Below are 24,335 nucleotides of genomic sequence, written 5' to 3'. Positions count from 1 at the left end.
ATGCATGAAATTGCTTGCATTAGAAACTGCCAATGAGCAGTGCTCAGTTTCGTTAATTGATGAGAATCAAGTACTTTTTTATCAACTAGATGATCGTGCAAAAGCGCAGACCCAATCTATCCTCCCAATGATTGAAGCAGCTTTTCAGCAAGCTGAAGTACACGTTTCAGATTTGGATGCGATCGCTTTTAGTCGTGGTCCTGGCTCATTCAGCGGTGTGCGTATTAATGCAGCAGTCACTCAGGCACTTGCATGGTCACATGACGTGCCTGTGATTCCTGTTTCATCCCTTCAAGCTCTGGCACAGGCTGCTTATCGAATGTATCAACTGACAGAAGTTACGGCTGTACTTGATGCAAGAATGAGTGAGGTCTACATTGCAAGTTTTCAGTTAAATGCTCAAGGTTTAATGCAGTTGGTGGATGAAGAGCAATTATTAAATTATGAAAATGCTGCAGCCTATCAAAAGTTTCAAATGATTGGTTCAGGAACAAAATGTATTCATCCCGAATTAAATGATTATTCACATGTCCAAGCAACTGCTGAGGATATAGCGACGATTGCACGTGAACATGCTTTAAAAGAACAATGGCTCAGTGCCGATCTCGCACTACCCGTTTATTTACGTGACAATGCGTGGAAAAAAATTCCAGAACAAGGCAAAGCATAATTAGGAATTTCTATGGATCTTTTACTGCTGCTTAAAGCGGCAATTATGGGTATCGTTGAAGGTATTACTGAGTTTTTACCCATTTCTAGTACAGGCCATTTAATTTTAGCCGCTGAACTCATGAATTTCTGGACCAAGGAAAAAAGTGATGTCTTTGTGATTGCCATTCAAATGGGGGCAATCGCAGCGGTTATTTATGAATATTGGTCGCGCTTATGGGGTGCTGCAACGGGTATGGTCACTGGCGAAGCACAAGGTAGAAGACTCGGATTTGGTTTAATCTTGGCTTCAATCCCAATTGTTACAATAGGTTTGACCTTTGGGCAAACAGTAAAAGAGCTATTATTTAATAACTACGCGATTGCAATTGGCCTGATTGTGGGTGGTTTAATTATCATTTGGGTAGAAAAAAATCCCCCAAGAATACGTGTCAAAGAAGTTGAAGAGCTCAGTTATAAAGATGCAATTTGGATTGGTTTAATTCAAGTGCTCTCTTTGATCCCAGGTACGTCACGTTCTGGTGCTACGATCATCGGGGCAATGTTTTTAGGCGTTTCCCGCAAAGCAGCGACCGAATTTTCATTCTTTCTTGGAATTCCAGTCATTATTGGTGCTGGATTATTAGATTTATATCAAAGCTATGATGTGTTCCAGACTGCTGAAGATTGGGCAGTGTTGACAACTGGGTTGATTGTTTCATTTGTCTCAGCTTTATTACTCATTCGAGCTTTGGTTGCCTATGTCGCAAAACGTGATTTTATGATTTTTGCTTGGTATCGAATTGCTTCAGGTTTAGTGATCCTTCTCTTTGCATTTACAGGTTGGAAATTATGGTAAGCGAAATACGCTTATTTGCTGAACGAGATTTTCTTGAGAAAGCACAGCATTTTAATGCTGTGCTTTCTTCTCGTGGGGTGCAGTCAACAATCGAAGAGGTTGAAAAATTGAATGCTCGATTTTTCAGACATCATCCTGAACTTGCGCTTTGTGTTGATCAAGATGGGTTGTGGCTGTGCGCACAGGGCATGCGTATGCAACCTGATTGGAAAGCCGAAGTCGGTCGCTTAAAACGTGCTAGCTTGAAATCTGAAATGATTGCGAGGGCATGCCAGTTATCTGAAAAACCCCAGCTCATTGATGCCACCGCAGGGCTTGGGCATGACAGTTTACTGATGGCACATTTAGGGGCAAATGTCACATTAGTTGAACGACATCCAATTTTATATACTTTGTTAGAATCTACTCATCAACAAGCGAGTCTTGACCCATTTTTAAAGAGTATTGTTGCGCGTATTCAGCTGGTTTTTTCAGATTCCGCTGATTATCTTAAGCAATGTGAAAACCAACACGTCGATGCTGATGTAGTATATTTAGATCCAATGTTTCCACAGCGCGATCAGAATCAAAATGCCATTAAAAAACAAGCGCAAGTTAAAAAACAAATGCAGCTGTTACATCTTCTGTTGCCTGAAGATGGAGAGATGGATTTAGGTGAAGAATTGTTGGCATTGGCTCAAAGCGTTGCTAAGCGAGTTATTGTAAAGCGACCAAGGCATGCTGTTTATCTCAATGCGCAAAAACCTGATCATCAATGGTTAGGTGATGCATGTCGATTTGATGCCTATTTTCAAACGATTGTTTCTGAGTAGTTTAGTAAATGACTCAAAAATAATCGAAAAATTGTTATATAGTTAAAAGTAGCATTGATAATTATTTAACCGAGCATAAACTTAAAAAAGCTGATCCAAGCACCTACACAGTAATCTTATGATAGACCTTAAACCTTCAATTAACTTTTGGCATGATTTAAAAAGTAACCAGCTTGCAGGGATTTGGTTATTTTTAGGTTCAAGGAAATCACTTCAGATTGTAAGGCCATCAATTCTTCAACTTATTTTTTGGGGAATTCTTGGAGGTTCAGCGAGCTCTTTATTTAGCTGGTTGTTATCGAATGGTGCTGGAGAATTTAATTCTCAAGGATTAGTAAGTTATGCGCTCTGGCCATTTATTGCTTTAATTGTTGGGATTTTCCTTTCACAGCGTACTAATAATCCACGTTTGATGTTGGTGCCGGCATTACTTTGGTTAGTACTAGACACACATATTGTTTTGATTCAGTGTCTTATCCAATATTATTTTAATAACTTTGACTATCAACCTAATTTCCTTGTTGATCATTTGCAGCACATATTTTCTTTATTGTTTGTTTGGCAAAGTTTAGCTGTTGTTTGGGTTTTTTCGCGTGAATTAAAATGGCCTTGGTGGGAGCGACTGCTCATCATGATCGCCACGTTTTTTACACTTTTTGTGTGGCAGATTTCGTCACAAAGTCAACCAATTTGGAAGGTAGATGAGGCGCCTCCAAGTATTTCAGAACAATCATTTTACGCGCAAAGCAGATTATTAAATCAGGCGCTTGAACAGATCCAATTTGGAGAGTTTGCGAACTCTCATTGGTATTTTATGGGCGTAGCTGGTGCAAGTTATCAAGATGTATTCAAATTGGAAATTCAAAGATTTAAAGATCAATTTGATACGCGTTTCGGAACCTTTGGTCGTTCAATTGCGTTAATTAATAATCCTGCGACTCGCGAAGAATATCCAATTGCGTCAAAGACCAGTATTGATTTGGCATTGCAACGTATTGGCGCTCAGATGAATCGTGAAAGTGATGTCCTGTTTCTTTATATGACTTCCCATGGATTGAGTAACCAATTTCAAATGGAGAATACGCCAATTGATTTGGAAGACATAGATCCAAAATGGTTGCGCCAAACGCTTGATAAATCAGGGATCAGGTGGAGAGTCATTGTGATTTCATCATGTTTCTCTGGTAGTTTTATTCCAGCGTTGCAATCGCCAGATACATTAGTCATTACTGCAGCTGCAGCAGATCGAGAGTCTTTTGGTTGTTCAAATGATGCAGACTCGACTTATTTTGGACGTGCTTTCTTTGATTTAGCGATGCGTGAAAAAAATAGCTTACGTGAAGCCTTTGAAGATGCATCAGTCAATATTGCGCATTGGGAAAATGCACAAGGGTTTATGCCATCAGAGCCACAATGGGTCATTGGTAAGAATATGGAAATTATGTTGCCGCAACTTGAAAAGAGATTATTTCCTCAGGTTGGATTATCAACCGTAAGTAGTGAACACCAGAGTGAAAGTGCTCAGTTTACGAATATGCGATGATGTTTTAAAAATTAAATGTGTGAGGCAGTGCAATGGAATTGGTTCAAAAGAATAAATGTTTTGATGGTGAACAACGTGTTTATCAGATCAATTCAAAGTTTTTGAAAAATCCGACTAAATTTTCTGTATTTTTACCTTCACAGGCACTCGAAGGTCAAAAATGTATTGCGTTGTACTATCTTGCAGGTTTGACTTGTACTGAAGAAACTTTTGTCATCAAAGCACACGCACAACGTTTAGCTGCACAATTGGGAATTATATTGATTGCTCCAGATACATCCCCTCGTGGTGACGACGTGGCGTTCGGGGATTCTTGGGATATAGGGCAAGGGGCTGGATTCTATTTAAACGCAACTCAAGCACCTTGGGCTGAGCATTATCAGATGGAGTCGTATCTTATACAGGAGCTGTATTCTCTAGTTCTTACATCGTTTCCTGTACAGGATGAGGGGATTGGTATTTTTGGTCACAGCATGGGAGGACACGGTGCACTCACGCTTGCTTGGAAGTATCCAGACTTATTTAAGTCAGTCTCAGCATTTGCACCGATTTGTGCGCCATCAATTTGTCCATGGGGTGAAAAGGCATTTTCAGCTTACCTCGGAGAAGAACGTGAGTTATGGAAAGCACATGATGCGAATGAACTCGTGAAAGCAAAGGGTGCTCTATATCACGAAGTTTTAATTGATCAGGGGGTTGCAGATCAGTTTTATGCTCAACTTAATCCAGCACTATTTGCTGAATCATGTAAAACCGTAGGTCAAAAGCTCACATTGCGGGAGCATGAGGGTTATGATCATGGATACTTCTTTATCCAAAGTTTTATTGATGATCATCTGCAATTCCATGCTTTACAATTGCAAAATTAATCTCATTTGAATTTTAAGATATTCATACTTAAGTTCGTTATAATGTGTGCGATATCACATTTAAACCATGTTGAATGATGACATCTCTCGGGATGTCATTTTTATAATCAGAGAAAATAATAATGAATTCATCAGAACACTCCGCTGAACAAGCACCCTTACCATTCATCAACGATCCATTTCCATTATCTGATGCAGATGAAAATCGACCGATTTATATGGGGAAAGTATTTAAATTTAAATTTCATGGCAATGCGATGGAGTACTTTGGCATATGGATCGTCAATATTTTATTGACGATTGCGACATTGAGCCTATATGCGCCATGGGCGAAAGTACGTCGTTTAAGATATTTTTATAACAATACCGAATTTTTTCATCGCTTTTTTGATTTTACTGGTTTACCGACTAAAATTTTGATTGGTCGACTGATAGCCATTGGCATTTGGGCAATATTTGCGATTGCCTCATATATGGATATGACGATAGCAGCATTTGGTGGACTGATTATTTATATTGCTCTTCCATGGTTGGTACGAGCCACAATTCGATTTAATGCGCGCAACAGTAAATTTGGGAACAGTCGTTTTTATTTTTCTGGCACGAATAAAGAAGCCTATAAACAATTTTTAATTGCGCTTGCTATCACCATTTTTACATTAGGTATATTTAGCCCTGTCGCAATTTGGATTTATAAAAAATATACGCTTAATCATTTGTACGTTGGACAACTCAAATTTCAATTAAACAATGACTGGCCTAGTTATATGCGAGCAGTATATGTTCCCATGATTCTCTTTGTATTGATTCTTATGCTCATCGGATTTGGTGGTTCGACATTATCAATACTCAGTGGTCATGGAATGGATATGATGCTGATGATGATCTTTGCCGTTTATGCGATTGGAATGTTGTTTATTGGTCCGTTAATACAGGCACGAATTTTTATTACTACGTGGAATAGCACAACACTCAACAGCAGTCAGTTTAAGACCAGTTGTAATCAATGGCGCTATGCATGGATTGTTGCGAGTAATTGGATCGCTAGAATCTTAAGTTTAGGATTATTGTCAGCATGGGCTGCTATTCGCATTTATCGATACCAAGTTGAGTCGATGAGCTTAGAATTAAATGATGATCCAAACCTGATGATGAATATTGCGCAAAGTGATCATAGTGCCATCGCGGAAGAAATTAGTGATATTTTTGATATTGATATTTCACTTTAGGAGTTAATTCAATGAATCAACCTCTCACAGTGACATATTATGATGGTGTTCTTTCTAAGCCTTTTACAGCACAGATTCGCCCTGCTAATCAAGACAGTATCGCTGTCAGTTATACAGATAAAGGCGAAGTGAAAACAGTCTACTATCATGCAGATGAAATGGTATTGCTTGGTAAAATTGGTCGACGTAATCCAGCTTTAGAGTTAACACATGACGCTAGGATTGAATTTCATGAGCGTCAGCTTCCTGAATGGTTGCCTGTTGAGCATAAAAATTTTCATCAAAAAGTATGGAAACTTGAACGTACACCATCGTTGATTATTTTTAGTGTTATTTTCGTGGTCGCACTTGGTTTCTCCGTCATTAAATGGGGAATACCGACGGCATCGCACATTGTTGCTTTCCAGCTGCCAGAAAATACGCTGAATCGTTTGGGTGGTCAGGCAGAAGTTTATTTAGCCGAATACTCTAAACCTTCTCAGTTATCACAGCAAAGACAGGATCGGATTCTCGCGGATTATCTGAAATATGTTGCTGAGGGTCGTCCCGCTCAGTTGAAATTTAGGGAAGGTACCTCGCTTGGAGCCAATGCACTCGCATTGCCAAACAATACAATTTATCTCACCGATGAATTAGTGAAGCTTGCCAAGAATGATCAGGAAATTATCGGCGTTTTGGCACATGAACAAGCACATTTATTAAAACGTCACAGCTTACAACAAGGTCTTTCGAGCCTAGGATTCAGCGTACTTTATATTGCTATCACTGGTGATGGATCGGATTTAATTGCGACTTTGCCAGTTGCCATGATTGGTGCAGGATATTCACGGAAGTTTGAGTTAGAATCAGATCAGTATGCGCTAGAACTCATGCATAAACATGAAATGGATACAGTGCATTTTGCAAACTTTTTAAAACGTATGAGTGATGATATGGGAGAAGACGAAGATCAATCAAAAATTCTTGATCTCTTTGCAAGTCATCCTGCCACTGAAGAACGAATTCGCCGTGTTACTGAATTTAAACAGCAACAATAATGAAAAGCCGACTTTATGTCGGTTTTTCTTTAACTTTCTCTAGACCATATAACTTGATAGTCAGCTTGAACCATGCGATTGATATGATCAAGCACGACATTTTCTAGTCGTATTAATTCTTCTAAAGATATTTCTTCTTTATTCACAATACTGACATGAAGTTGATCAGGTTGTATTGATAATTCAACTGTCACTTTTGGCATAAAAATTTGATATTGGTCATCGGTATTGGCGACATCAAATTTATGTTTCCAATGATTGCTTAATCGTTTAGCGATACGTAATGCTTCGGAGCTGTCTATCGTTGTGGTTGTTTTCATTATTTACCGTAATGCTTGAAATTTATTGTATCTTAACATTCATCTCACCATAAGGTTGTTCCGAATATGCAACATAGCTTTGCATAAGTCATATTCCGTCCTTGAAGATTTTTTTATCAACGATTTGCATTTTGAGTTGAAATTTAAATAGCAGTAATTTCGAAGGAATGAATAAACGAAGTTTTGCTATAATCAACTTTTGAATTCTAATTTCCCGCCAGGTCCTGACATGTCCAAGCCATTCTTAATTGCTCCATCGATTTTATCTGCTGATTTCGCTCGCTTAGGTGAAGAAGTCGAAAACGTACTTGAAGCAGGTGCAGATGTGGTCCATTTCGATGTAATGGACAATCATTATGTACCAAATTTAACTTTTGGTGCTGGTGTATGTAAGGCACTTAAAAAATATGGTATTCAGGCCCCAATTGACGTTCATCTTATGGTGAAACCAGTCGATCGTATGATCGGAGATTTCTTAGAAGCGGGTGCAGATATCATCACTTTTCATCCAGAAGCATCAGACCATATCGACCGTTCATTGCAGCTGATTAAAGCTGGTGGTGCTAAAGCAGGTTTAGTTTTTAACCCTGCAACGCCTTTACATTACCTTGATTATGTACTGGATAAAGTGGATCAAGTCTTATTAATGAGCGTCAACCCTGGCTTCGGTGGACAAAAATTTATCCCAATGACGCTAGATAAACTTCGTGAAGCACGCAAAATTATTGATGCATCTGGTAAAGATATTCGCTTAGAAGTTGATGGTGGTGTTGGTCCAGCAAATATTCGTGAAATCGCTGAAGCTGGTGCAGATATGTTTGTAGCTGGTTCTGCCATTTTTGGAAAGCCAGATTATAAAGCTGTAATTGATGAAATGCGTGCAGAGTTGGCGAAAGTAGGTTCAATTAACGTTTGATCCGAAACATGTATAACACTACACACATCTGTGGATAAGTCTATGGATAACGTGGTGGATATCTGTGTTGATAACAGTCTGGATAATTTGATTAGATTATAATCATATTTAGTTCAATGGTTTGTTTATTAGACAATAAATGTATAAAAAGGACTCATTTGAGTCCTTTTTTACAAAAAATGGATCTTCTTATCTTTTCTGTTGTATTGTTTGGGGGAGAAATTTTCGTTGCTCATTATTTGGCTTATCTTCGTGAATAAGTCTTAAAAGAGCGAGATAAAAAATCAATTTAAACATCCCAGACCAGTGATTCTATAGTGCAGTAAAGTGTTTTAATTTAGTGCGGATTTAGTCTTCTATCTGCCAATAGCGATCGCCTTTGTAATTCAATAGCCTAAAAATGCAGAAATAATCTAGAAAAGCTAGTCCGATAATGACCTATTTTTTGTAGGTGTATTTTGGGTCAAAAATTGTAAAATTGCGCCTATTTTGTGCGTGTGTTGATATAATTCAACCATCATTTGGAGGAACGACCTCCCTCATTTCTCTGAGAAAAATCGTCAGGACGGCCTGACTCTTAAATTATTTTAATTGGGAGCAGGCATCATGGCTTGGTTTATTCTTATTCTCGCGGGTTTATTTGAGATCGTTTGGGCATATAGTATGAAAATGTCTGAAGGATTTACTAAATTCACACCGACTGCAATTACTCTATTTTTTATGGTTCTCAGTTTTGGGTTGTTGGCACATGCCATGAAAACATTCCCTCTGGGAACTGCCTATACGATTTGGACGGGGATTGGTGCAGTAGGGTCTTTTTTAGTCGGCATTTTTATTCTGGGTGAGCCTGCGACAGCAATGCGGATGATTGCGGCTATTCTGATTATTTCAGGTTTAGTCATGATGAAATTAGCTTCAGCGTAAGATTTAAGGCAGCGTATCCATACGCTGCTTTTTTTAATTGAGAGAGGGTTTATTTTGGCTTGGTTAGTCTTGATTGTTGCAGGGTTGTTGGAAGTGGTCTGGGCCTATTTTATGAAAGTTTCAGATGGATTCACCAAATTGACACCCAGTATTTTGACGATCGTTTTCATGATCGCAAGTTTTGCTTTACTTTCCCATGCGATGAAAACTTTGCCACTCGGGACAGCTTATACCGTATGGACAGGCATAGGCGCTGTAGGTTCATTTGTGGTTGGGATTTTTATTCTTGGAGAACCTGCAAATGCAATGAGAATGATCGCTGCAGTATTGATTATTTCGGGTTTGGTCTTGATGAAGTTATCATCAACATAGTTAGATGATTCAACTTTCAGGCGATTAAAAAATGACTCAATTTTATTTAAAAAAAATAATGACACCTGTCGGTGAACTTCAATTGGTTGCTCATGATCGAGCATTGATTGTTGTCGCTTGGGAGAATGCACTTCCTCAGTTTATCCGAAATCAAATCGTAATTCAGCGGGATGATCACGAGATTTTATGCATTGCCGAAACACAGCTTCGCGAATATTTTTTAAAACAACGTCAGGTATTTGATTTGCCCATAGAACTTTATGGGACAGAATTCCAACGCTCGGTATGGAATGCGCTGTTAAAAATTCCTTTTGGAGAGTCTAGAACGTATAAGCAAATTGCTGAGGATGTTGGGAATGTAAAAGCGGTTCGAGCGGTAGGCTTGGCCAATGGGAAAAATCCTATCGCGATCATTGTACCTTGTCATCGTGTAATAGGTGTCAATGGCAAGCTGGTCGGATTTTCAGGAGGTGTGGAAAATAAGCTTAAGCTACTGCAGCTTGAAGATGATAAGTGGTGATGTTATAACAACATAAACATATGAAATACAAAAATTATGTCTAATGAAAATCCTATAATTACAATTGTTTTTAATCTCATATCGCAGTTATGGTGGTTGATCTTAGTTCTAGCAATCATCCCTGTATTCAAAATGTTTGTACCTTATATCAAAGGAAAATTGGGTGAATACATTGTCCAATATCATGCAAAAAAAATTTTGAATGAGGACTATATTTTACTGAATGATCTAACATTTTTGGATCAGGACAATCAGACCACACAGATTGACCATATTTTATTGAGTCCTTATGGAATATTTGTGATTGAGACCAAAAACTATAAAGGTTGGATTTTTGGCTCATCACATCAAAAAATGTGGACTCAAAAAATTTATAAATCTAGCCATAAATTTCAAAATCCATTGCACCAAAACTACAAGCATATAAAGGTTTTAGAGGGATTGTTAAAAGATTTAATCGATTCAAATCTGTCGATACATGGGTTAATAGTTTTCGTGCCTAATTGTGAGTTTAAAACACCAATTCCTGTACATGTTCATTGGGGTAAAAGTTGGATTGAAGAAGTTAAAAGCTACCAAATGAAAGTGATTGATGATCGTAGACTACAGAGAATTAAATATCGTATTGAAAAAGCAGCGCTTCAAAAATCGTGGAAAACCAATAGAGAACATATCCGATCAGTCAAAGAAAGACTAAAAGATTAATAAAAAAAAACCCACAGTCAGTGGGCTTTTTATTTAGAAGCGTTTTGGAATTCTTTGGCCACCTTCAACTGGGATTTCAGCACGTTTTAATACACCAAATAGCCATGTTTCCGCATGGTGAACTGCATTTTTAATTTGATCACCTTGTGCCAACCTCCCTGCAATAAAACTAGCAAGAGAACAGCCTGAACCATGATACTCACCTTCAAGACGAGGACATTTTGTTTCAGAGACCATGTCACCGTTGATGTAGAGTGCATTTCTAATATAAGTCGGTGTGTCTTCGTGACCACCTTTGACTAATACAGCTTTAGCACCCATTTCAAATAACTTCTGTGTAGCTTGATCTAAATCTTCACAGCCTGTTAATGCGCGAAGTTCAACGGTATTCGGTGTAAGAATCGTAGCAAGAGGAATCAATTCAACAAAAGCCTTGACCAATGTTGCTTGATTTCCTAATGAGCCACCACTATTGGCAACCAAAACTGGATCGAGTACGTATTGGAAATCAGGATGTGCTCTTAGGAATTCTGCCAAAGCGGCGATATTGTCGGTAGTGCCGAGCATGCCAGATTTCACTACTTTGATAGGAAGATCGTTCACTACAGCATTCGCTTGAGCCAGCAGTAAATCTTTTGAGGTTGCTTCAAATCCAAAAACTTGTTGAGAGTTTTGAATGGTTAACGCTGTACATGCGATTGCTGCATGAGCACCACTTTGGCCGATCGCTTCAATATCTGCTTGTAAGCCAGCACCACCAGATGGATCTAAACCAGAAAAGCACAATACAGTAGGGCGCACAACAATGTCCTTCATCGATCAATTTGGAGTAGTATAGGCAAGTTTCTGAGAAGTCTCGATAGCATTTCTAAAAAAGGTACAGCATGATTAAAAATATTCTCATTGATTTAGATGGAACGCTAACTGATCCTAAAGTGGGTATTACGACTTCTGCACGTTATGGTTTAGAAAAAGTAGGTCATCTTATCGCGGAGGATGAGAATATTGATTGGATTATTGGACCACCTTTAAAAGCCTCGTTGGCCAAAATTTTGAAGGTTGATGTGAATGATGATTTGGCGGAACAGGCTTTACTTGGTTATCGTGAACGCTTTGCTGTAAAAGGTTTATTTGAAAATTTATTATTTGAAGATGTAGCAGAGACATTGGCAACACTTAAGAACAAAGGTTACAGATTGTTTTTAGCTACTGCAAAGCCTGAGGTGTATGCCCAGAAAATTCTTGAACATTTCAATCTCACACCGTATTTTGATTATGCCTATGGCAGTGAGTTAAATGGTGACCGCACCAATAAAGCTGAACTTATTGCATATATTTTAGAGCGAGAAAAAATTAAGCCAGAAACCTGTTTAATGGTAGGGGACCGAGAGCATGACATTATCGGTGCTCGAAAAAATGGGATTGAAACGATTGCGGTGGAATACGGTTATGGCAGTGATGCAGAGTTAGCCGCTGCTGCACCCAAAGCCAGAATTCAAGCTTTCCATCAAATTTTAAATTACGTTGATTAATCTAAGCCGAAATTTGGGCTCAAGAGCAACTCTCAAGAGATTGCTCTTCGTAGCTTAGCTTAGATCCAAGTACAAGGACTCTTTGACCTCTTCCATCACGATGTAACTATGGGAGGATGCAGAGGAGGGAAGCATTTTAAGCAGGTCACCCAGTAGTTGGCGATAAGCACTCATTTCTTTTAGTCTCGCTTTCACCAAGTAATCGAATTCACCTGAAATTAAATGACACTCTAATACCTCAGGTATCTCAACTAAATTCTTGGCGACTTGATCAAAAACATCTCCAGATTTCGCCGATAACTTAATTTCTAGAAAGACGAGTAAATTACGCTCCAATAACTCCGGATTTAATCGGGCGTAATAGCCCATAATAATGCCATCTCTTTCTAGTCTTTTCACTCTTTCCGAGCATGGGGTTGTAGAAAGATTTACTTTTGCAGCCAGTTCACTAATGGCAATACGACCGTCCTTTTGCAGAATATCTAAAATCATACGATCAGTGCGATCTAATTTCCGCATGAATAATTTCCTTATTTTTTAATTTTTTCAGGATAAAACCCTTAAATTACCTAAATTATAACGATTAAAAGAGTGAAAAAAACTATTAAAGCAAAAATATACTAGTGAAATAAACTACACAGTGCTGAGGGATAGTTCATGCGCGTTATTGTATTAGGTAGTGGTGTCATTGGTGTTGCAAGTGCGTATTACCTAGCGCAACAAGGAGCAAGCGTCACTGTATTAGATCGTCAATCAGGTCCTGCCGAAGAAACGAGTTTTGGCAATGCAGGACAGATTTCTCCTGGGTATTCTACACCATGGGCCGCACCAGGAATTCCATTTAAAGCGGTTAAATGGATGTTTCAACATCATGCACCATTAGCAATTAATGTAGATGGAAGCTTGTGGCAGCTGAAATGGATGGCTCAAATGTTGAAGAACTGCAATGCGGCACATTACGCCATCAATAAAGAGCGTATGGTACGTGTTGCTGAATACAGTCGAGATTGTTTAAGAGAATTACGCGAAAATATTGGCATATCTTATGAGAATCGTTCAAAAGGAACATTACAAATTTTTCGTAAGGATGCGCAATTAGACGCAGTTCAACGAGACATTGAAGTTTTAAAAGAAACAGGTGTCGAATTTGAGTTATTAGATCGTGAAGGTCTAGGTCGAGTTGAACCTGCATTAGCGGAAGTTAAAGACAAATTAGTCGGTGGCTTACATCTTCCAAATGATGAGACTGGTGATTGCTATATCTTTACCAACGCGCTTGCTGAATATGCAAAAGGTATTGGTGTTGAGTTTAAATTTAATCAAAATGTTGAAAAACTCGTAGTTGAAGGTGATGAAATTAAAGGCGTTGTTGTCGACGGTCAAGTACTTACAGCAGATCGTTATGTACTTGCCTTCGGTAGCTATTCACGAGATTTTATTAAACCATTAGGTCTAGATTTGCCCATTTATCCAGTAAAGGGATATTCATTAACTATACCTATCGTGGATGCGCAATATGCGCCTCAATCAACCGTATTGGATGAAACCTACAAGATTGCAATAACTCGTTTTGATCAACGAATTCGTGTTGGTGGGATGGCTGAGTTAAGTGGTTTTAATAAAGAGTTAAATGAGGATCGCCGTGGCACCTTAGAGATGGTAACACGTGATTTGTTCCCAGGTGGAGATATGGCACAAGCCAGTTTCTGGACGGGACTACGACCGATGACACCAGACAGTACGCCTATTATCGGTGCGACTAAATATAAGAATCTATTTTTAAATACTGGACATGGCACGCTCGGCTGGACCATGGCATGTGGTTCTGGAAAGCTGATTAGTGATTTAGTGCTGAATCGGACTCCAGAGATTAGTACCGATGGACTTTCAATTCAACGTTATAACCACGCAGCTTAAAGGCTGCGTGGTTTGCTATTAAAAAATATAATAGGACAAGGAATATGTCTCGCCCGATACAGGCTGTCATTCATTTAAACGCAATCAAACATAATTTGAAAGTTGCTAAGCAACATGTGCCAAATGCCCAAATTTTTGCTGTTGTAAAAGCTAATGCTTATGGCCATGGGATCGAGCGCATTTATTCAGCCTTAAAGGATGCTGATGGGATTGCACTTCTAGAGCTGAGTGAAGCACAACGAGTTCGAGATTTAGGTTGGAAAGGCCCAATTTTGCTTTTGGAAGGTATCTTTCAAGAAGCGGATTTACAGTTGTGTCATGATTTGGAACTTCAATTTACCGTTCATAATGAGATTCAATTCGAATGGATTAATCGGTGCGGTTTAGATGCTCATTTTAATATTTTTCTGAAAATGAACAGTGGCATGAATCGTTTAGGATTCCAACCTCAACGTTACTCTGAAATTTGGAGTCTGTTAACTGAATTGCCGCAAGTGTCATCAATCACTCACATGACACATTTTTCTGATGCTGATGGCGAGCGCTTGAATCAGGTTGGCGTTGACTATCAAATTTCAGTATTCAATCAAATCGTCAGTGCTTTAGGTGGTCCTTGCTCAGTAAGTAATAGCGCAGCCATTCTTAGACATGCCAATCATGTCCACTCTAACATTGTACGTAGTGGCATTATGTTGTATGGGAGTTCACCGGATTATCCAACCCATACTATTCAAGATTGGGACTTAAAACCAACAATGTCTTTAAGAAGTGAATTGATTGCAATTCAAGAAATTAATCCTCAGCAAAGTATTGGCTATGGATCGACATTTTTTGCAGAACAAGCTATGAAAATTGGCATTGTCGCTTGTGGATATGCAGATGGATATCAACGGATTACTCAATCTGGCACAGCAGTGCTTGTGAATGGGCAAAAAACTTCTTTAATTGGTCGTGTAAGTATGGACATGCTAGCTGTTGATATCACGCATATTGAAGATGCAAAAATTGGCAGTGAAGTCGTACTGTGGGGCGTCTCAAAGTACGGAAGTTTGTTACCGATTGATGAGGTCGCTGCAGGAGCGAGTACTGTGGGATATGAGTTAATGTGTGGCGTAACGACGCGGGTTCCATTTGTTCTAGAAATTTAATGTTAAAAATTCAACGATCAACACTAGGATCGATACTGAGTAATCAAGGAATTAATATGCAAAATCAGGATATTCAAAAATTCAATAGTAATGGCGTGATGAGTGCAGTTACAGTCTTTAATCAAGTGGCTTATCTTTCTGGTCAAGTACCTAAGATTACGACGCCTGATATCGCCTTACAAACGAAAGATGTGCTGAATACGATCGACGCTCTTTTGGCTCAAGTAGGCACAGATAAATCTCGTTTATTGTCAGCACAAGTTTTCGTGAAGAATTTGGAAGATTTTCAAATCTTCAATCAAATTTGGATTGAATGGATGGAGGATTCAATACCACCATCACGAGCAACCATTCAGGCTGACTTAGTTAATCCAGAATGGTTAATTGAAATCGCAGTGATTGCTGCATTGAAATAACTGAATATAAGTAAGAATTCACGAGGAAGAGTCATTTATGGCTCCTCTCATAATAACAAAATCTCTCGAATCTCAGTTTGAAGCGGAATTTAGGCTGATCGATTAGATTAGATGGTGTAAAAGGATGTTGAATAATGACAACCACAAATATTGATGAACAATCATCTCCCAATGAATTACAGCGTAAGCTTTCAAATCGACATTTACAACTCATCGCCATCGGTGGAGCGATTGGTACAGGGTTGTTTATGGGCTCAGGAAAAACGATTTCACTTGCAGGACCTTCAATCATCATCATTTATATGATTATTGGTGCTATGTTTTTTTTCTTGATGCGTGCCCTTGGTGAAATTCTTTTATCTAATCTGCACTACAAATCATTTATTGATATGGCACATGATCTCATTGGACCAGGTGCAGGGTATTATATTGGTTGGTCCTATTGGCTGGGATGGATTTTGGTCGGTATTGCTGATTTAGCAGCAATTATCAATTATCTCAGTTTTTGGTTACCTCCAGATCAAATGTTTACCCCAATGGGGCAAGCAGCGATTAGTGCAGGATGTGTCTTATTCATACTCGCAATTAACTTAGTCACTGTAAAACTTTTTGGTGAAATTGAGTTTTGGTTTGCATTAATCAAAATTCTAGCCATTATTGGATTGATCTTGGTGGGTGCCTTCATGGTGTTTACGAGTTTTCAGTCACCAAGTGGTGCTGTTGCAAGCTTCAGTAACATTTGGTCTCATGGTGGAATGTTCCCGAAAGGAACCATGGGTTTTTTGGCAGGCTTTCAAATCGCAATGTTTGCCTTTGTTGGTGTAGAGTTACTCGGGACGATGGCTGCGGAAACCAAAGATCCTGAAAAAAATTTACCAAAAGCGGTTAATGCTATTCCGACACGTATTATCATTTTCTATGTGCTTTCGTTGATCATGATTATGTCTGTGACACCTTGGATCAATATCCCAGCAGATCAAAGTCCATTTGTCACATTATTCTTATTTGCGGGTATTGGTTCAGCTGCTGTGATTATGAACCTAGTGGTTTTGTCTTCTGTGATGTCTTCCATGAACAGTGGTGTCTTTTCTACCAGTCGAATGTTATTTGGATTGGCCCGTGACGGCCAAGCCCCTCAAAAGCTAGCAGAACTTTCAAGTCGTGCCGTACCTGCTAAGGGATTAATCTTTTCATGTACATTTATTATGGCCGGTGCAGCATTTCAGTATTTTGTGCCAAATACGATGGAAGCTTTTACATTAGCAAGTTCGCTGTGTGTGATTCTTTTCATTAGTATTTGGGCGATTATCATGGTGTGCTATATACGCTACCGTAAATTGCGACCTGAGCTACATGAAAAGTCGAATTTTAAAATGCCGGGTGGAGTGGCAATGTCATACGTTGTATTGGCATTTTTGCTATTTGCATTAATCATTTTAAGTTTAGAGCCAGACACGCTTAAAGCTTTGATGATTAGCCCAATCTGGTTGATTCTGTTAGCTGTAACATACCGTGTTCTTTATAAACCACGTATGCGTAAGCGTAACCATAATTAATTTTTAGAGAAAGAAAAAACCTCCACGAATGGAGGTTTTTTTATATTCTTTAGTTAGAATGTAGGTTTGACCACAACTAAAATTACAACTGCGAATAAGATCAATGTGGGCATTTCGTTGAAATAGCGCCAGAACTTATGACTTTTATAGTGTGCATTATCAATGAGTTTTTTACGGTAATATCCACACACTAGGTGGTATATGACCAGTAATCCGACTAAACCAACTTTTAAATAAAACCATAAAGCTTCATGATAATGTCGAGTTGCATCACCCCAGTCCACTAAAAAATGTGCAGTGATCAATGTTGCGATCATCGCAGGCCACATAATGCCACGATAAAGCTTACGTTCCATGACTTCAAAGCGTTGATGACTTATGGCATCGTCACTCATCGCATGATAAACATAAAGCCGTGGTAGATAGAACAAAGCAGCGAACCAACATACCACAGCAATAATATGTAATGCTTTTACCCATAGGAAAGCATCTGAAGGAGCATCCATCTAATCACCCATTATGGGCGGAATTAAATTAGCCTTCCCATTTCTTGAAAATGAGGCAGGCATTTACGCCGCCGAAACCAAAACTGTTACTCATTACAGTATTCAGTTTTGTATCGCGTTTTTCAAGTACGATATCAAATGGTTTTGCACCTTCATCAAGCTCAGTAACGTTGATATTTGGTGCAATAAAGTCATTCTGCATCATGAGAATAGAGTAAATCGCTTCTTGTACACCTGCAGCGCCTAAGCTATGACCTGTCATAGATTTTGTTGAACTTAAAGGTGGTACTTGACCTTCACCGAATGCGCGTTCCATTGCTTTCAATTCAGTCACATCACCAGCTGGTGTAGATGTGCCGTGTGTATTTACATAATCAATTTTTTCAACACCATGCTGTTTTGCTTCATCAAGTGCCATCAAGATGCAACGTGTTGCACCTTCACCTGATGGTGCGACCATATCAGCACCATCAGAGTTGGCTGCATATGCAACGACTTCAGCAAGAATATTTGCACCGCGCGCTTGAGCATGCTCAAGAGATTCAAGTACCACGAAACCACCGCCGCCAGCAATGACAAAACCATCACGATCAGCAGAGTAAGGGCGAGAAGCGGTTTCTGGTGAGTCATTATATTTTGAGCATAAAGCACCCATTGCATCAAATAATAGACTTTGTGACCAATGGTCTTCTTCACCACCACCAGCGAGCATTAGATCCTGTTTGCCAAGTTGAATCAGGTTGTATGCGTAACCAATGGCATCAGCTGAGGTTGCACAAGCACTTGTAATAGAGTGAGCGATACCTTGTAATTTGAATGCCACACCAACGTTAGCTGTAATAGTATTTGACATATTGCGTGGAACAAAGAAAGGGCCAATTTTACGTGCGCCTTTCTCTTCAAGAAGTTCAATCATTTCAGCGACAGAAGCTGTAGAGTTGCCGCCTGAACCACCCGCAATACCATAACGAGGATTGCCCGCAAGATCTTCAGCGGTTAGACCCGCATTTTCAACCGCAGCGACTGCAGCGTTATAGGCATACATCGCACATACACCCATAAAGCGTTTCAGTTTACGGTCAATACCGTCAAAATTTTGTTCTGCTGCAGCACTAACATGACTTTTAAAATTAAGTTCAGCATAAGTTGGGTTAAAACGTGTGCCTGAAATACCATTTTGTAAGGCATGATTTACATCTTCTAATGTATTACCAATGCATGAGTTAATGCCCATACCAGTGATTACAACACGTTTCATTTACAATTCCCTATTATGGTGAAGTCATTTTATGGAAAAATTCACATCGATGATTTGATTGGATGTAAAAGTCCATAAGATCTTGTCAAAAATTCGTATCATGATATCAGAATCTATTTTAAATTCTTATGGCAAATCAATATCGCAGCGTTAAAACGCTTATTGGCAGATATGTTCACTATATTGCAACCGAATAAAACACGATAAAGTTGAGATAACTCTTGACTGCGCATAGAATTTTAAACATAAGTGATAAATGCGAAGGAGGGTTGTAAATGGCAAATTCTAATAATAAGCAATCTAGCGGACTGGTATTAAAAGCATTTGGAGTGGCTAAAAAGCTCAGTGCTACTGGATTTGAACTGGCACAACATGTTGCACCAGGATCAATTGCGAAATTGACGCAACAACCTGATCCACAAAAAATTATTGACATAACTTTAGATGAGAGAAAAATGACTGAACAAAAAAAGTACGAAACCCCTCAACAATTATTTCGTGATCATGTCCCTCAAGTTTCTCAAAAAATTTTTGGTCGTCATTACAGTAAATTAAATAATGTTGCTTCTTTTATCTCTCCGGACTTAAACAACAAAGTTGCAGATTATTTTTTTGATAAATTGAATGATTTTGTTTCTGAGTTAAGTTCAGTTGAGCATGTATTAAAGGAAGTTGGTGCAAAAAGCTTGGATGAACTTAAATCAAGCCCTGATCGTGCGAATCGTATCGGTGAAGCATTAGCCAATCAAAATAAGTTGATTGCAGCGGTTCAGGGGGCAGTGTCTGGTGCGACAGGCGTAGTTGGTACGGCCATCGATATTCCTTTCTCGTTGGCATTTACGTTGCGTAGTATTTACCAAGAAGGGCGCGCGCACGGTTTTGAACTTAATCATCGTCAAGAGCAAGAGATCGTTGAGTATGTATTCAAACAAGTCGATTTAGGTGTTATTGCGGAAAAGCAAACACTTTTAGTGGCATTAAGAACAGTCGCAAATTTATTGGAAACACAAGATACTCATCAGCTACAAACCCTATTGGGCTCTAGTAACGACTTCACGGCTTTAAAAAATTGGCTGAGTAATCCTGAAGGTGGTTATAAATGGAATTGGTTGAATCAGATTCCTCAAATTTCAATTTTATCTAAATTAGCACCTGTGGCTGGTGCTGGTATTGGTGCAGTATATAGCTGGCGTTTGGTGGAAGAGGCTCATACTAAAGCTAGAGCTGTTTTTTCAGGAGCACAGAAGTACATTCTCCAACATCCAGATGAGCAGGTATCTGTTCAGGAGGCCTTTGAGCGCGGTACAGAATTATTAAAGCAATCTTCACTCGCATTGAATTCCGCAGTGTCAATCAATAATGAGTTAGTGGTTGAGGTTGAAGAGTTTGCAAAAAAACTTGAAGGAGAAGAGTCTATTCAAGTTGATGAGTCTGCAGTTCATAATGATTCAATTTCAGCAATTAAAATTGAAGCAAAATCTACCGAGTCTGAAAAAGAAGAAGTGGTCAGTGTTGAGGATGGTCTTAAGGCCTTAGCTGAAAAACATGTGGAATCGGCTTCTAATGAAAGTGTTCAAGACGCTGATAAAGACCAGCCTCAAGGCGAACCTATTGTGCAGGTAAAAGTGCCCCCTAAGCGTCGTAATTCAAAAAAGAAAGACGAAGCAGCAAACTCACTACCTACTTCACAGAAAAAACAATAAATTTAGTTATGAATGGTTGATCAAATCATTCTGAAAATTTCGTTGTAAGCACACAATGGTCAATATTTGATGTCATGTTGAATGTTGACCATTTTTACTTCTTGGCTTACAATTGCATGCCCTCAAAAAGTAGTATTTTTTGGGGCTTTTTATTAACGGGAGAATTGCCACATGGCAACAACAAATCAGTTGATCCGTAAGGGTCGTACGACTTTGATTGAAAAATCAAAAGTTCCTGCGTTGAAGGCTTGTCCACAACGTCGTGGTGTTTGTACACGTGTTTACACAACTACACCTAAAAAACCTAACTCAGCAATGCGTAAAGTTTGCCGTGTTCGCTTAACTTCAGGTTTTGAAGTATCTAGCTATATCGGTGGTGAAGGCCATAACCTACAAGAGCACAGTGTTGTTCTTATCCGTGGTGGTCGTGTTAAAGACTTACCAGGTGTACGTTACCATACCGTTCGTGGTTCTTTAGACTGTGCTGGTGTTAAAGATCGTAACCAGTCTCGTTCTAAATACGGTACTAAGCGTCCTAAGAAATAATCTAACTAGATCATTTTCTTAAACGTATAGAACTGCAATCCTTTATCGTCTCGCTTGTCTGATTTCTGCATTTAATTTTGTGAAATTCAAGCGACGTGTAGTAAGGCCAGCGAATAGTACATGACACTTTGTACTGCTGCTGGATAAACCTGAAGTGTCATATTTATAGGTAGTATTAAAATGCCAAGACGTCGCGTAGTCGCTGCTCGTGAAATCCTTCCGGATCCTAAGTTCGGCAGCCAAACAATCGCTAAGTTCATGAACCACGTAATGCAAGATGGTAAAAAATCTATTGCTGAAAGTATCGTTTACGGTGCTTTAGACCGCGTTCAAGAAAAATCTAAAGTAGACCCAGTTGAATTTTTCGAGACTACTCTTGAAAAAGTTCGTCCTATGGTCGAAGTAAAAGCACGCCGTGTTGGTGGTGCTACATACCAAGTTCCTATGGAAGTACGCCCATCCCGTCGTACTGCTTTAGCGATGCGTTGGTTAGTAGATGCTGCTGCTAAGCGTTCTGAAAAAACTATGGCGTTACGCCTTGCTGGTGAGTTGCTTGACGCAGCTGAAGGTAAAGGTTCAGCGATCAAGAAACGTGAAGATGTGCATCGTATGGCTGAAGCCAACAAAGCCTTCTCTCACTACCGTTTCTAAGCGGATAAAACAGCCCCTATTCAGGAGGGTGGTAAGTCGGGTTTCACTGATTTGTCATCGAATCGCTTTAAGCTGCTCAGCAGCTTAAAGCGTCCTGTTTTAAACAACAAAATTTAGGAATGCAAGAAATCATGGCTCGTCAAACCCCAATTTCTCGTTACCGTAACATTGGTATCTCAGCACACATTGATGCTGGTAAAACAACGACTTCTGAACGTATTTTGTTCTACACAGGTGAGAGCCACAAACTAGGTGAAACTCACGAAGGTTCAGCAACAACTGACTGGATGGAACAAGAGCAAGAACGTGGTATTACTATTACTTCAGCAGCAGTAACTTGCTTCTGGAAAGGTATGGGTAACCAGTTCGAACAACACCGTATTAACGTAATTGACACACCGGGACACGTTGACTTCACGATCGAAGTTGAGCGTTCTATGCGTGTTCTTGACGGCGCGTGCATGGTTTACTGTGCTGTAGGTGGTGTACAACCTCAGTCAGAAACTGTATGGCGTCAAGCAAATAAATATAAAGTACCTCGTATTGCGTTCGTTAACAAAATGGACCGTACTGGTGCAAACTTCTTCCGTGCTGTTGAACAAGTAAAAACACGTCTTGGTGGTAATCCAGTGCCAATCGTGATTCCTGTTGGCGCAGAAGAAAACTTCCAAGGTGTAGTAGACCTTATCGAAATGAAAGCGATTATCTGGGATGAAGCATCTCAAGGTATGAAGTTTGAATACGGTGAAATTCCTGCTGACCTTGTTGAGCTTGCTCAAGAATGGCGTACGAACATGGTTGAAGCTGCTGCAGAAGCATCAGAAGAACTCATGGATAAGTACCTAGAAGAAGGTGATTTGACTAAAGAAGAAATCATCGGTGGTCTTCGTGCACGTACATTGTTGAATGAAATTCAACCAATGCTTTGTGGTTCAGCGTTCAAAAACAAAGGTGTTCAACGTATGTTGGATGCTGTTATTGAATTCTTACCAGCACCTACTGACGTTGAAGCAATTAAAGGTATCTTAGACGACAAAGATGAGACAGAAGGTTCTCGTGAAGCGTCTGATGAAGCACCGTTTGCTGCGCTTGCGTTCAAAATTATGAACGACAAATTCGTTGGTAACTTGACATTCGTTCGTGTTTACTCAGGTGTTCTAAAAGCTGGTAGTGCAGTTTATAACCCTGTTAAATCTAAACGTGAACGTGTTGGTCGTATTGTACAGATGCACGCTAATGACCGTCATGACATCGAAGAAATTCGTGCGGGCGATATCGCGGCATGTGTAGGTCTTAAAGATACGACTACAGGTGATACACTTTGTGATGAAAACAACGTGATCACATTGGAGCGTATGGAATTCCCAGAGCCAGTAATTGCACTTGCAGTTGAACCTAAAACTAAAGCTGACCAAGAAAAAATGTCAGTTGCTTTGGGCCGCTTGGCGAAAGAAGATCCATCATTCCGCGTTCGTACTGATGAAGAATCTGGTCAGACTATTATTGCTGGTATGGGTGAGCTTCACCTTGACATCATCGTTGACCGTATGAAGCGTGAATTCGGTGTTGAAGCGAACATTGGTAAACCAATGGTTGCTTACCGCGAAACGATTAAAAAATCTGTTGAGCAAGAAGGTAAGTTTGTTCGTCAAACTGGTGGTAAAGGTAAATTCGGTCACGTATATGTACGTTTAGAGCCAATGGATCCTGAAGCTGGTAAAGACTACGAGTTCGCTGAAGAAGTTGTTGGTGGTGTTGTACCTAAAGAATTCTTTGGTGCTGTAGACAAAGGTATTCAAGAACGTATGAAGAATGGTGTCCTAGCTGGTTACCCAGTTGTTGGCATCAAAGCGACATTGTTCGATGGTTCTTACCATGATGTCGACTCTGACGAATTATCGTTCAAAATGGCGGGTTCTTACGCATTCCGTGATGGTTTCATGAAAGCAGATCCTGTTCTTCTTGAACCTATCATGAAAGTTGAAGTAGAAACTCCAGAAGACTACATGGGCGATATCATGGGTGACTTAAACCGTCGTCGTGGTATGGTTCAAGGTATGGACGATTTACCTGGCGGTACTAAAGCAATCCGTGCTGAAGTTCCACTTTCTGAGATGTTCGGTTACGCAACACACATGCGTTCTATGTCTCAAGGTCGTGCGACTTACTCTATGGAATTTGCTAAATATGCTGAAACTCCACGTAACGTGGCTGAAGGCATCATTGCTAAGTTCCAAGCTGGTGGTAAAAAAGGTGACGACGAGTAATCTTTCGATTACTATAAGCCCAACTAATTCATAGTTTAAAACCAAGTGCTCATGGAGTGATCCTCCATGAGTAGTTTAAAA

The 24,335-nt window shown here is 39.5% G+C and carries 26 protein-coding genes; 21 read left to right on the top strand and 5 right to left on the bottom strand.

The window, feature by feature from the left end:
- Positions 1-4 precede the first annotated feature (4 nt).
- The 7 genes from tsaB (at position 5) to AC1M9N_RS13715 (ending at position 6,997) form a co-directional block, all read left to right on the top strand.
- Positions 5-670 carry a tRNA (adenosine(37)-N6)-threonylcarbamoyltransferase complex dimerization subunit type 1 TsaB gene (tsaB, locus tag AC1M9N_RS13745; protein ID WP_481592375.1) on the top strand — a complete coding sequence of 222 codons (666 nt, stop codon included), beginning with the start codon at positions 5-7 and terminating at the stop codon, positions 668-670.
- 12 nt (positions 671-682) lie between these two features.
- Entirely contained in the window at positions 683-1,507 is an 825-nt protein-coding gene (locus AC1M9N_RS13740; RefSeq protein WP_481592376.1) for an undecaprenyl-diphosphate phosphatase, read from the top strand.
- Positions 1,501-2,319 carry a class I SAM-dependent methyltransferase gene (locus AC1M9N_RS13735; protein ID WP_481594036.1) on the top strand — a complete coding sequence of 273 codons (819 nt, stop codon included), beginning with the start codon at positions 1,501-1,503 and terminating at the stop codon, positions 2,317-2,319. The genes AC1M9N_RS13740 and AC1M9N_RS13735 overlap by 7 nt, the downstream gene beginning before the upstream one ends.
- 118 nt (positions 2,320-2,437) lie before the next feature.
- Entirely contained in the window at positions 2,438-3,862 is a 1,425-nt protein-coding gene (locus AC1M9N_RS13730) for a C13 family peptidase (protein ID WP_481954921.1), read from the top strand.
- Positions 3,863-3,894: 32 nt separating this feature from the next.
- Positions 3,895-4,731 carry an S-formylglutathione hydrolase gene (gene fghA, locus AC1M9N_RS13725; RefSeq protein ID WP_481954920.1) on the top strand — a complete coding sequence of 279 codons (837 nt, stop codon included), beginning with the start codon at positions 3,895-3,897 and terminating at the stop codon, positions 4,729-4,731.
- Between the two features lie 218 nt (positions 4,732-4,949).
- Positions 4,950-5,960 carry a YjgN family protein gene (locus tag AC1M9N_RS13720; protein WP_257219954.1) on the top strand — a complete coding sequence of 337 codons (1,011 nt, stop codon included), beginning with the start codon at positions 4,950-4,952 and terminating at the stop codon, positions 5,958-5,960.
- 11 nt (positions 5,961-5,971) lie between these two features.
- Positions 5,972-6,997 (top strand): M48 family metallopeptidase, encoded by a 1,026-nt coding sequence (locus tag AC1M9N_RS13715; protein ID WP_481596642.1) that lies wholly within the window; start codon positions 5,972-5,974, stop codon positions 6,995-6,997.
- 29 nt (positions 6,998-7,026) lie between these two features.
- Here AC1M9N_RS13715 and AC1M9N_RS13710 read toward each other — a convergent pair whose 3' ends face one another.
- Positions 7,027-7,317 (bottom strand): DUF2218 domain-containing protein, encoded by a 291-nt coding sequence (locus AC1M9N_RS13710; RefSeq protein ID WP_481588036.1) that lies wholly within the window; start codon positions 7,315-7,317, stop codon positions 7,027-7,029.
- A gap of 229 nt (positions 7,318-7,546) precedes the next feature.
- On the opposite strand from AC1M9N_RS13710, the gene rpe reads away from it, so the two are divergent.
- The 5 genes from rpe (at position 7,547) to AC1M9N_RS13685 (ending at position 10,754) form a co-directional block, all read left to right on the top strand.
- Complete coding sequence (gene rpe / locus AC1M9N_RS13705; protein ID WP_180000186.1) at positions 7,547-8,233, top strand: ribulose-phosphate 3-epimerase; 687 nt, start codon at positions 7,547-7,549, stop codon at positions 8,231-8,233.
- Between the two features lie 606 nt (positions 8,234-8,839).
- Entirely contained in the window at positions 8,840-9,157 is a 318-nt protein-coding gene (locus tag AC1M9N_RS13700; protein ID WP_481588038.1) for a DMT family transporter, read from the top strand.
- A gap of 54 nt (positions 9,158-9,211) precedes the next feature.
- The gene (sugE, locus tag AC1M9N_RS13695; RefSeq protein WP_180000188.1) at positions 9,212-9,529 is read left to right on the top strand and encodes a quaternary ammonium compound efflux SMR transporter SugE; all 318 of its coding nucleotides are present in this window, start codon (positions 9,212-9,214) and stop codon (positions 9,527-9,529) included.
- Between the two features lie 31 nt (positions 9,530-9,560).
- On the top strand, positions 9,561-10,049 hold the full coding sequence (locus AC1M9N_RS13690; RefSeq protein ID WP_180028722.1) for a methylated-DNA--[protein]-cysteine S-methyltransferase: 489 nt from the start codon (positions 9,561-9,563) through the stop codon (positions 10,047-10,049).
- Positions 10,050-10,085: 36 nt separating this feature from the next.
- Positions 10,086-10,754 carry a nuclease-related domain-containing protein gene (locus AC1M9N_RS13685; RefSeq protein ID WP_481596643.1) on the top strand — a complete coding sequence of 223 codons (669 nt, stop codon included), beginning with the start codon at positions 10,086-10,088 and terminating at the stop codon, positions 10,752-10,754.
- A gap of 33 nt (positions 10,755-10,787) precedes the next feature.
- Here AC1M9N_RS13685 and AC1M9N_RS13680 read toward each other — a convergent pair whose 3' ends face one another.
- Positions 10,788-11,555 carry a hydroxymethylpyrimidine/phosphomethylpyrimidine kinase gene (locus AC1M9N_RS13680; RefSeq protein WP_035268321.1) on the bottom strand — a complete coding sequence of 256 codons (768 nt, stop codon included), beginning with the start codon at positions 11,553-11,555 and terminating at the stop codon, positions 10,788-10,790.
- A gap of 83 nt (positions 11,556-11,638) precedes the next feature.
- Between AC1M9N_RS13680 and AC1M9N_RS13675 the strand changes: the two genes are divergently transcribed.
- Positions 11,639-12,286: an HAD-IA family hydrolase gene (locus AC1M9N_RS13675; protein ID WP_481589576.1), complete on the top strand. Its 648-nt coding sequence runs from the start codon at positions 11,639-11,641 to the stop codon at positions 12,284-12,286.
- Between the two features lie 54 nt (positions 12,287-12,340).
- Here AC1M9N_RS13675 and AC1M9N_RS13670 read toward each other — a convergent pair whose 3' ends face one another.
- On the bottom strand, positions 12,341-12,805 hold the full coding sequence (locus tag AC1M9N_RS13670) for a winged helix-turn-helix transcriptional regulator (protein WP_092768640.1): 465 nt from the start codon (positions 12,803-12,805) through the stop codon (positions 12,341-12,343).
- A 138-nt stretch (positions 12,806-12,943) separates the two neighbouring features.
- Here AC1M9N_RS13670 and AC1M9N_RS13665 point away from each other — a divergent pair, with 138 nt between their 5' ends.
- The 4 genes from AC1M9N_RS13665 (at position 12,944) to AC1M9N_RS13650 (ending at position 17,323) form a co-directional block, all read left to right on the top strand.
- Entirely contained in the window at positions 12,944-14,203 is a 1,260-nt protein-coding gene (locus AC1M9N_RS13665; protein ID WP_481592386.1) for a D-amino acid dehydrogenase, read from the top strand.
- A 44-nt stretch (positions 14,204-14,247) separates the two neighbouring features.
- Positions 14,248-15,351: an alanine racemase gene (alr, locus tag AC1M9N_RS13660; protein ID WP_481611153.1), complete on the top strand. Its 1,104-nt coding sequence runs from the start codon at positions 14,248-14,250 to the stop codon at positions 15,349-15,351.
- A 56-nt stretch (positions 15,352-15,407) separates the two neighbouring features.
- Entirely contained in the window at positions 15,408-15,767 is a 360-nt protein-coding gene (locus AC1M9N_RS13655; RefSeq protein ID WP_035268302.1) for a RidA family protein, read from the top strand.
- A gap of 134 nt (positions 15,768-15,901) precedes the next feature.
- The gene (locus AC1M9N_RS13650; RefSeq protein ID WP_092768649.1) at positions 15,902-17,323 is read left to right on the top strand and encodes an amino acid permease; all 1,422 of its coding nucleotides are present in this window, start codon (positions 15,902-15,904) and stop codon (positions 17,321-17,323) included.
- Positions 17,324-17,376: 53 nt separating this feature from the next.
- Here AC1M9N_RS13650 and AC1M9N_RS13645 read toward each other — a convergent pair whose 3' ends face one another.
- Both AC1M9N_RS13645 and AC1M9N_RS13640 read right to left on the bottom strand, forming a co-directional pair.
- On the bottom strand, positions 17,377-17,829 hold the full coding sequence (locus AC1M9N_RS13645; RefSeq protein WP_481588043.1) for a CopD family protein: 453 nt from the start codon (positions 17,827-17,829) through the stop codon (positions 17,377-17,379).
- Between the two features lie 28 nt (positions 17,830-17,857).
- Positions 17,858-19,087, bottom strand: coding sequence for a beta-ketoacyl synthase N-terminal-like domain-containing protein (locus AC1M9N_RS13640; RefSeq protein WP_035268310.1), 1,230 nt, complete (start codon positions 19,085-19,087; stop codon positions 17,858-17,860).
- A gap of 275 nt (positions 19,088-19,362) precedes the next feature.
- On the opposite strand from AC1M9N_RS13640, the gene AC1M9N_RS13635 reads away from it, so the two are divergent.
- From AC1M9N_RS13635 to fusA, 4 genes are all read left to right on the top strand, one after another.
- Positions 19,363-20,790 carry an EcsC family protein gene (locus tag AC1M9N_RS13635; RefSeq protein ID WP_481596647.1) on the top strand — a complete coding sequence of 476 codons (1,428 nt, stop codon included), beginning with the start codon at positions 19,363-19,365 and terminating at the stop codon, positions 20,788-20,790.
- A 171-nt stretch (positions 20,791-20,961) separates the two neighbouring features.
- Complete coding sequence (gene rpsL / locus AC1M9N_RS13630) at positions 20,962-21,336, top strand: 30S ribosomal protein S12 (protein ID WP_004648013.1); 375 nt, start codon at positions 20,962-20,964, stop codon at positions 21,334-21,336.
- A gap of 180 nt (positions 21,337-21,516) precedes the next feature.
- Positions 21,517-21,987 carry a 30S ribosomal protein S7 gene (rpsG, locus tag AC1M9N_RS13625; RefSeq protein WP_004648014.1) on the top strand — a complete coding sequence of 157 codons (471 nt, stop codon included), beginning with the start codon at positions 21,517-21,519 and terminating at the stop codon, positions 21,985-21,987.
- A 131-nt stretch (positions 21,988-22,118) separates the two neighbouring features.
- On the top strand, positions 22,119-24,254 hold the full coding sequence (gene fusA / locus AC1M9N_RS13620) for an elongation factor G (RefSeq protein ID WP_035268315.1): 2,136 nt from the start codon (positions 22,119-22,121) through the stop codon (positions 24,252-24,254).
- Positions 24,255-24,335: the final 81 nt, after the last annotated feature.

Source organism: Acinetobacter sp. ANC_7655, from assembly GCF_056784015.1.
This window is presented reverse-complemented; position numbering and strand designations above follow the sequence as displayed.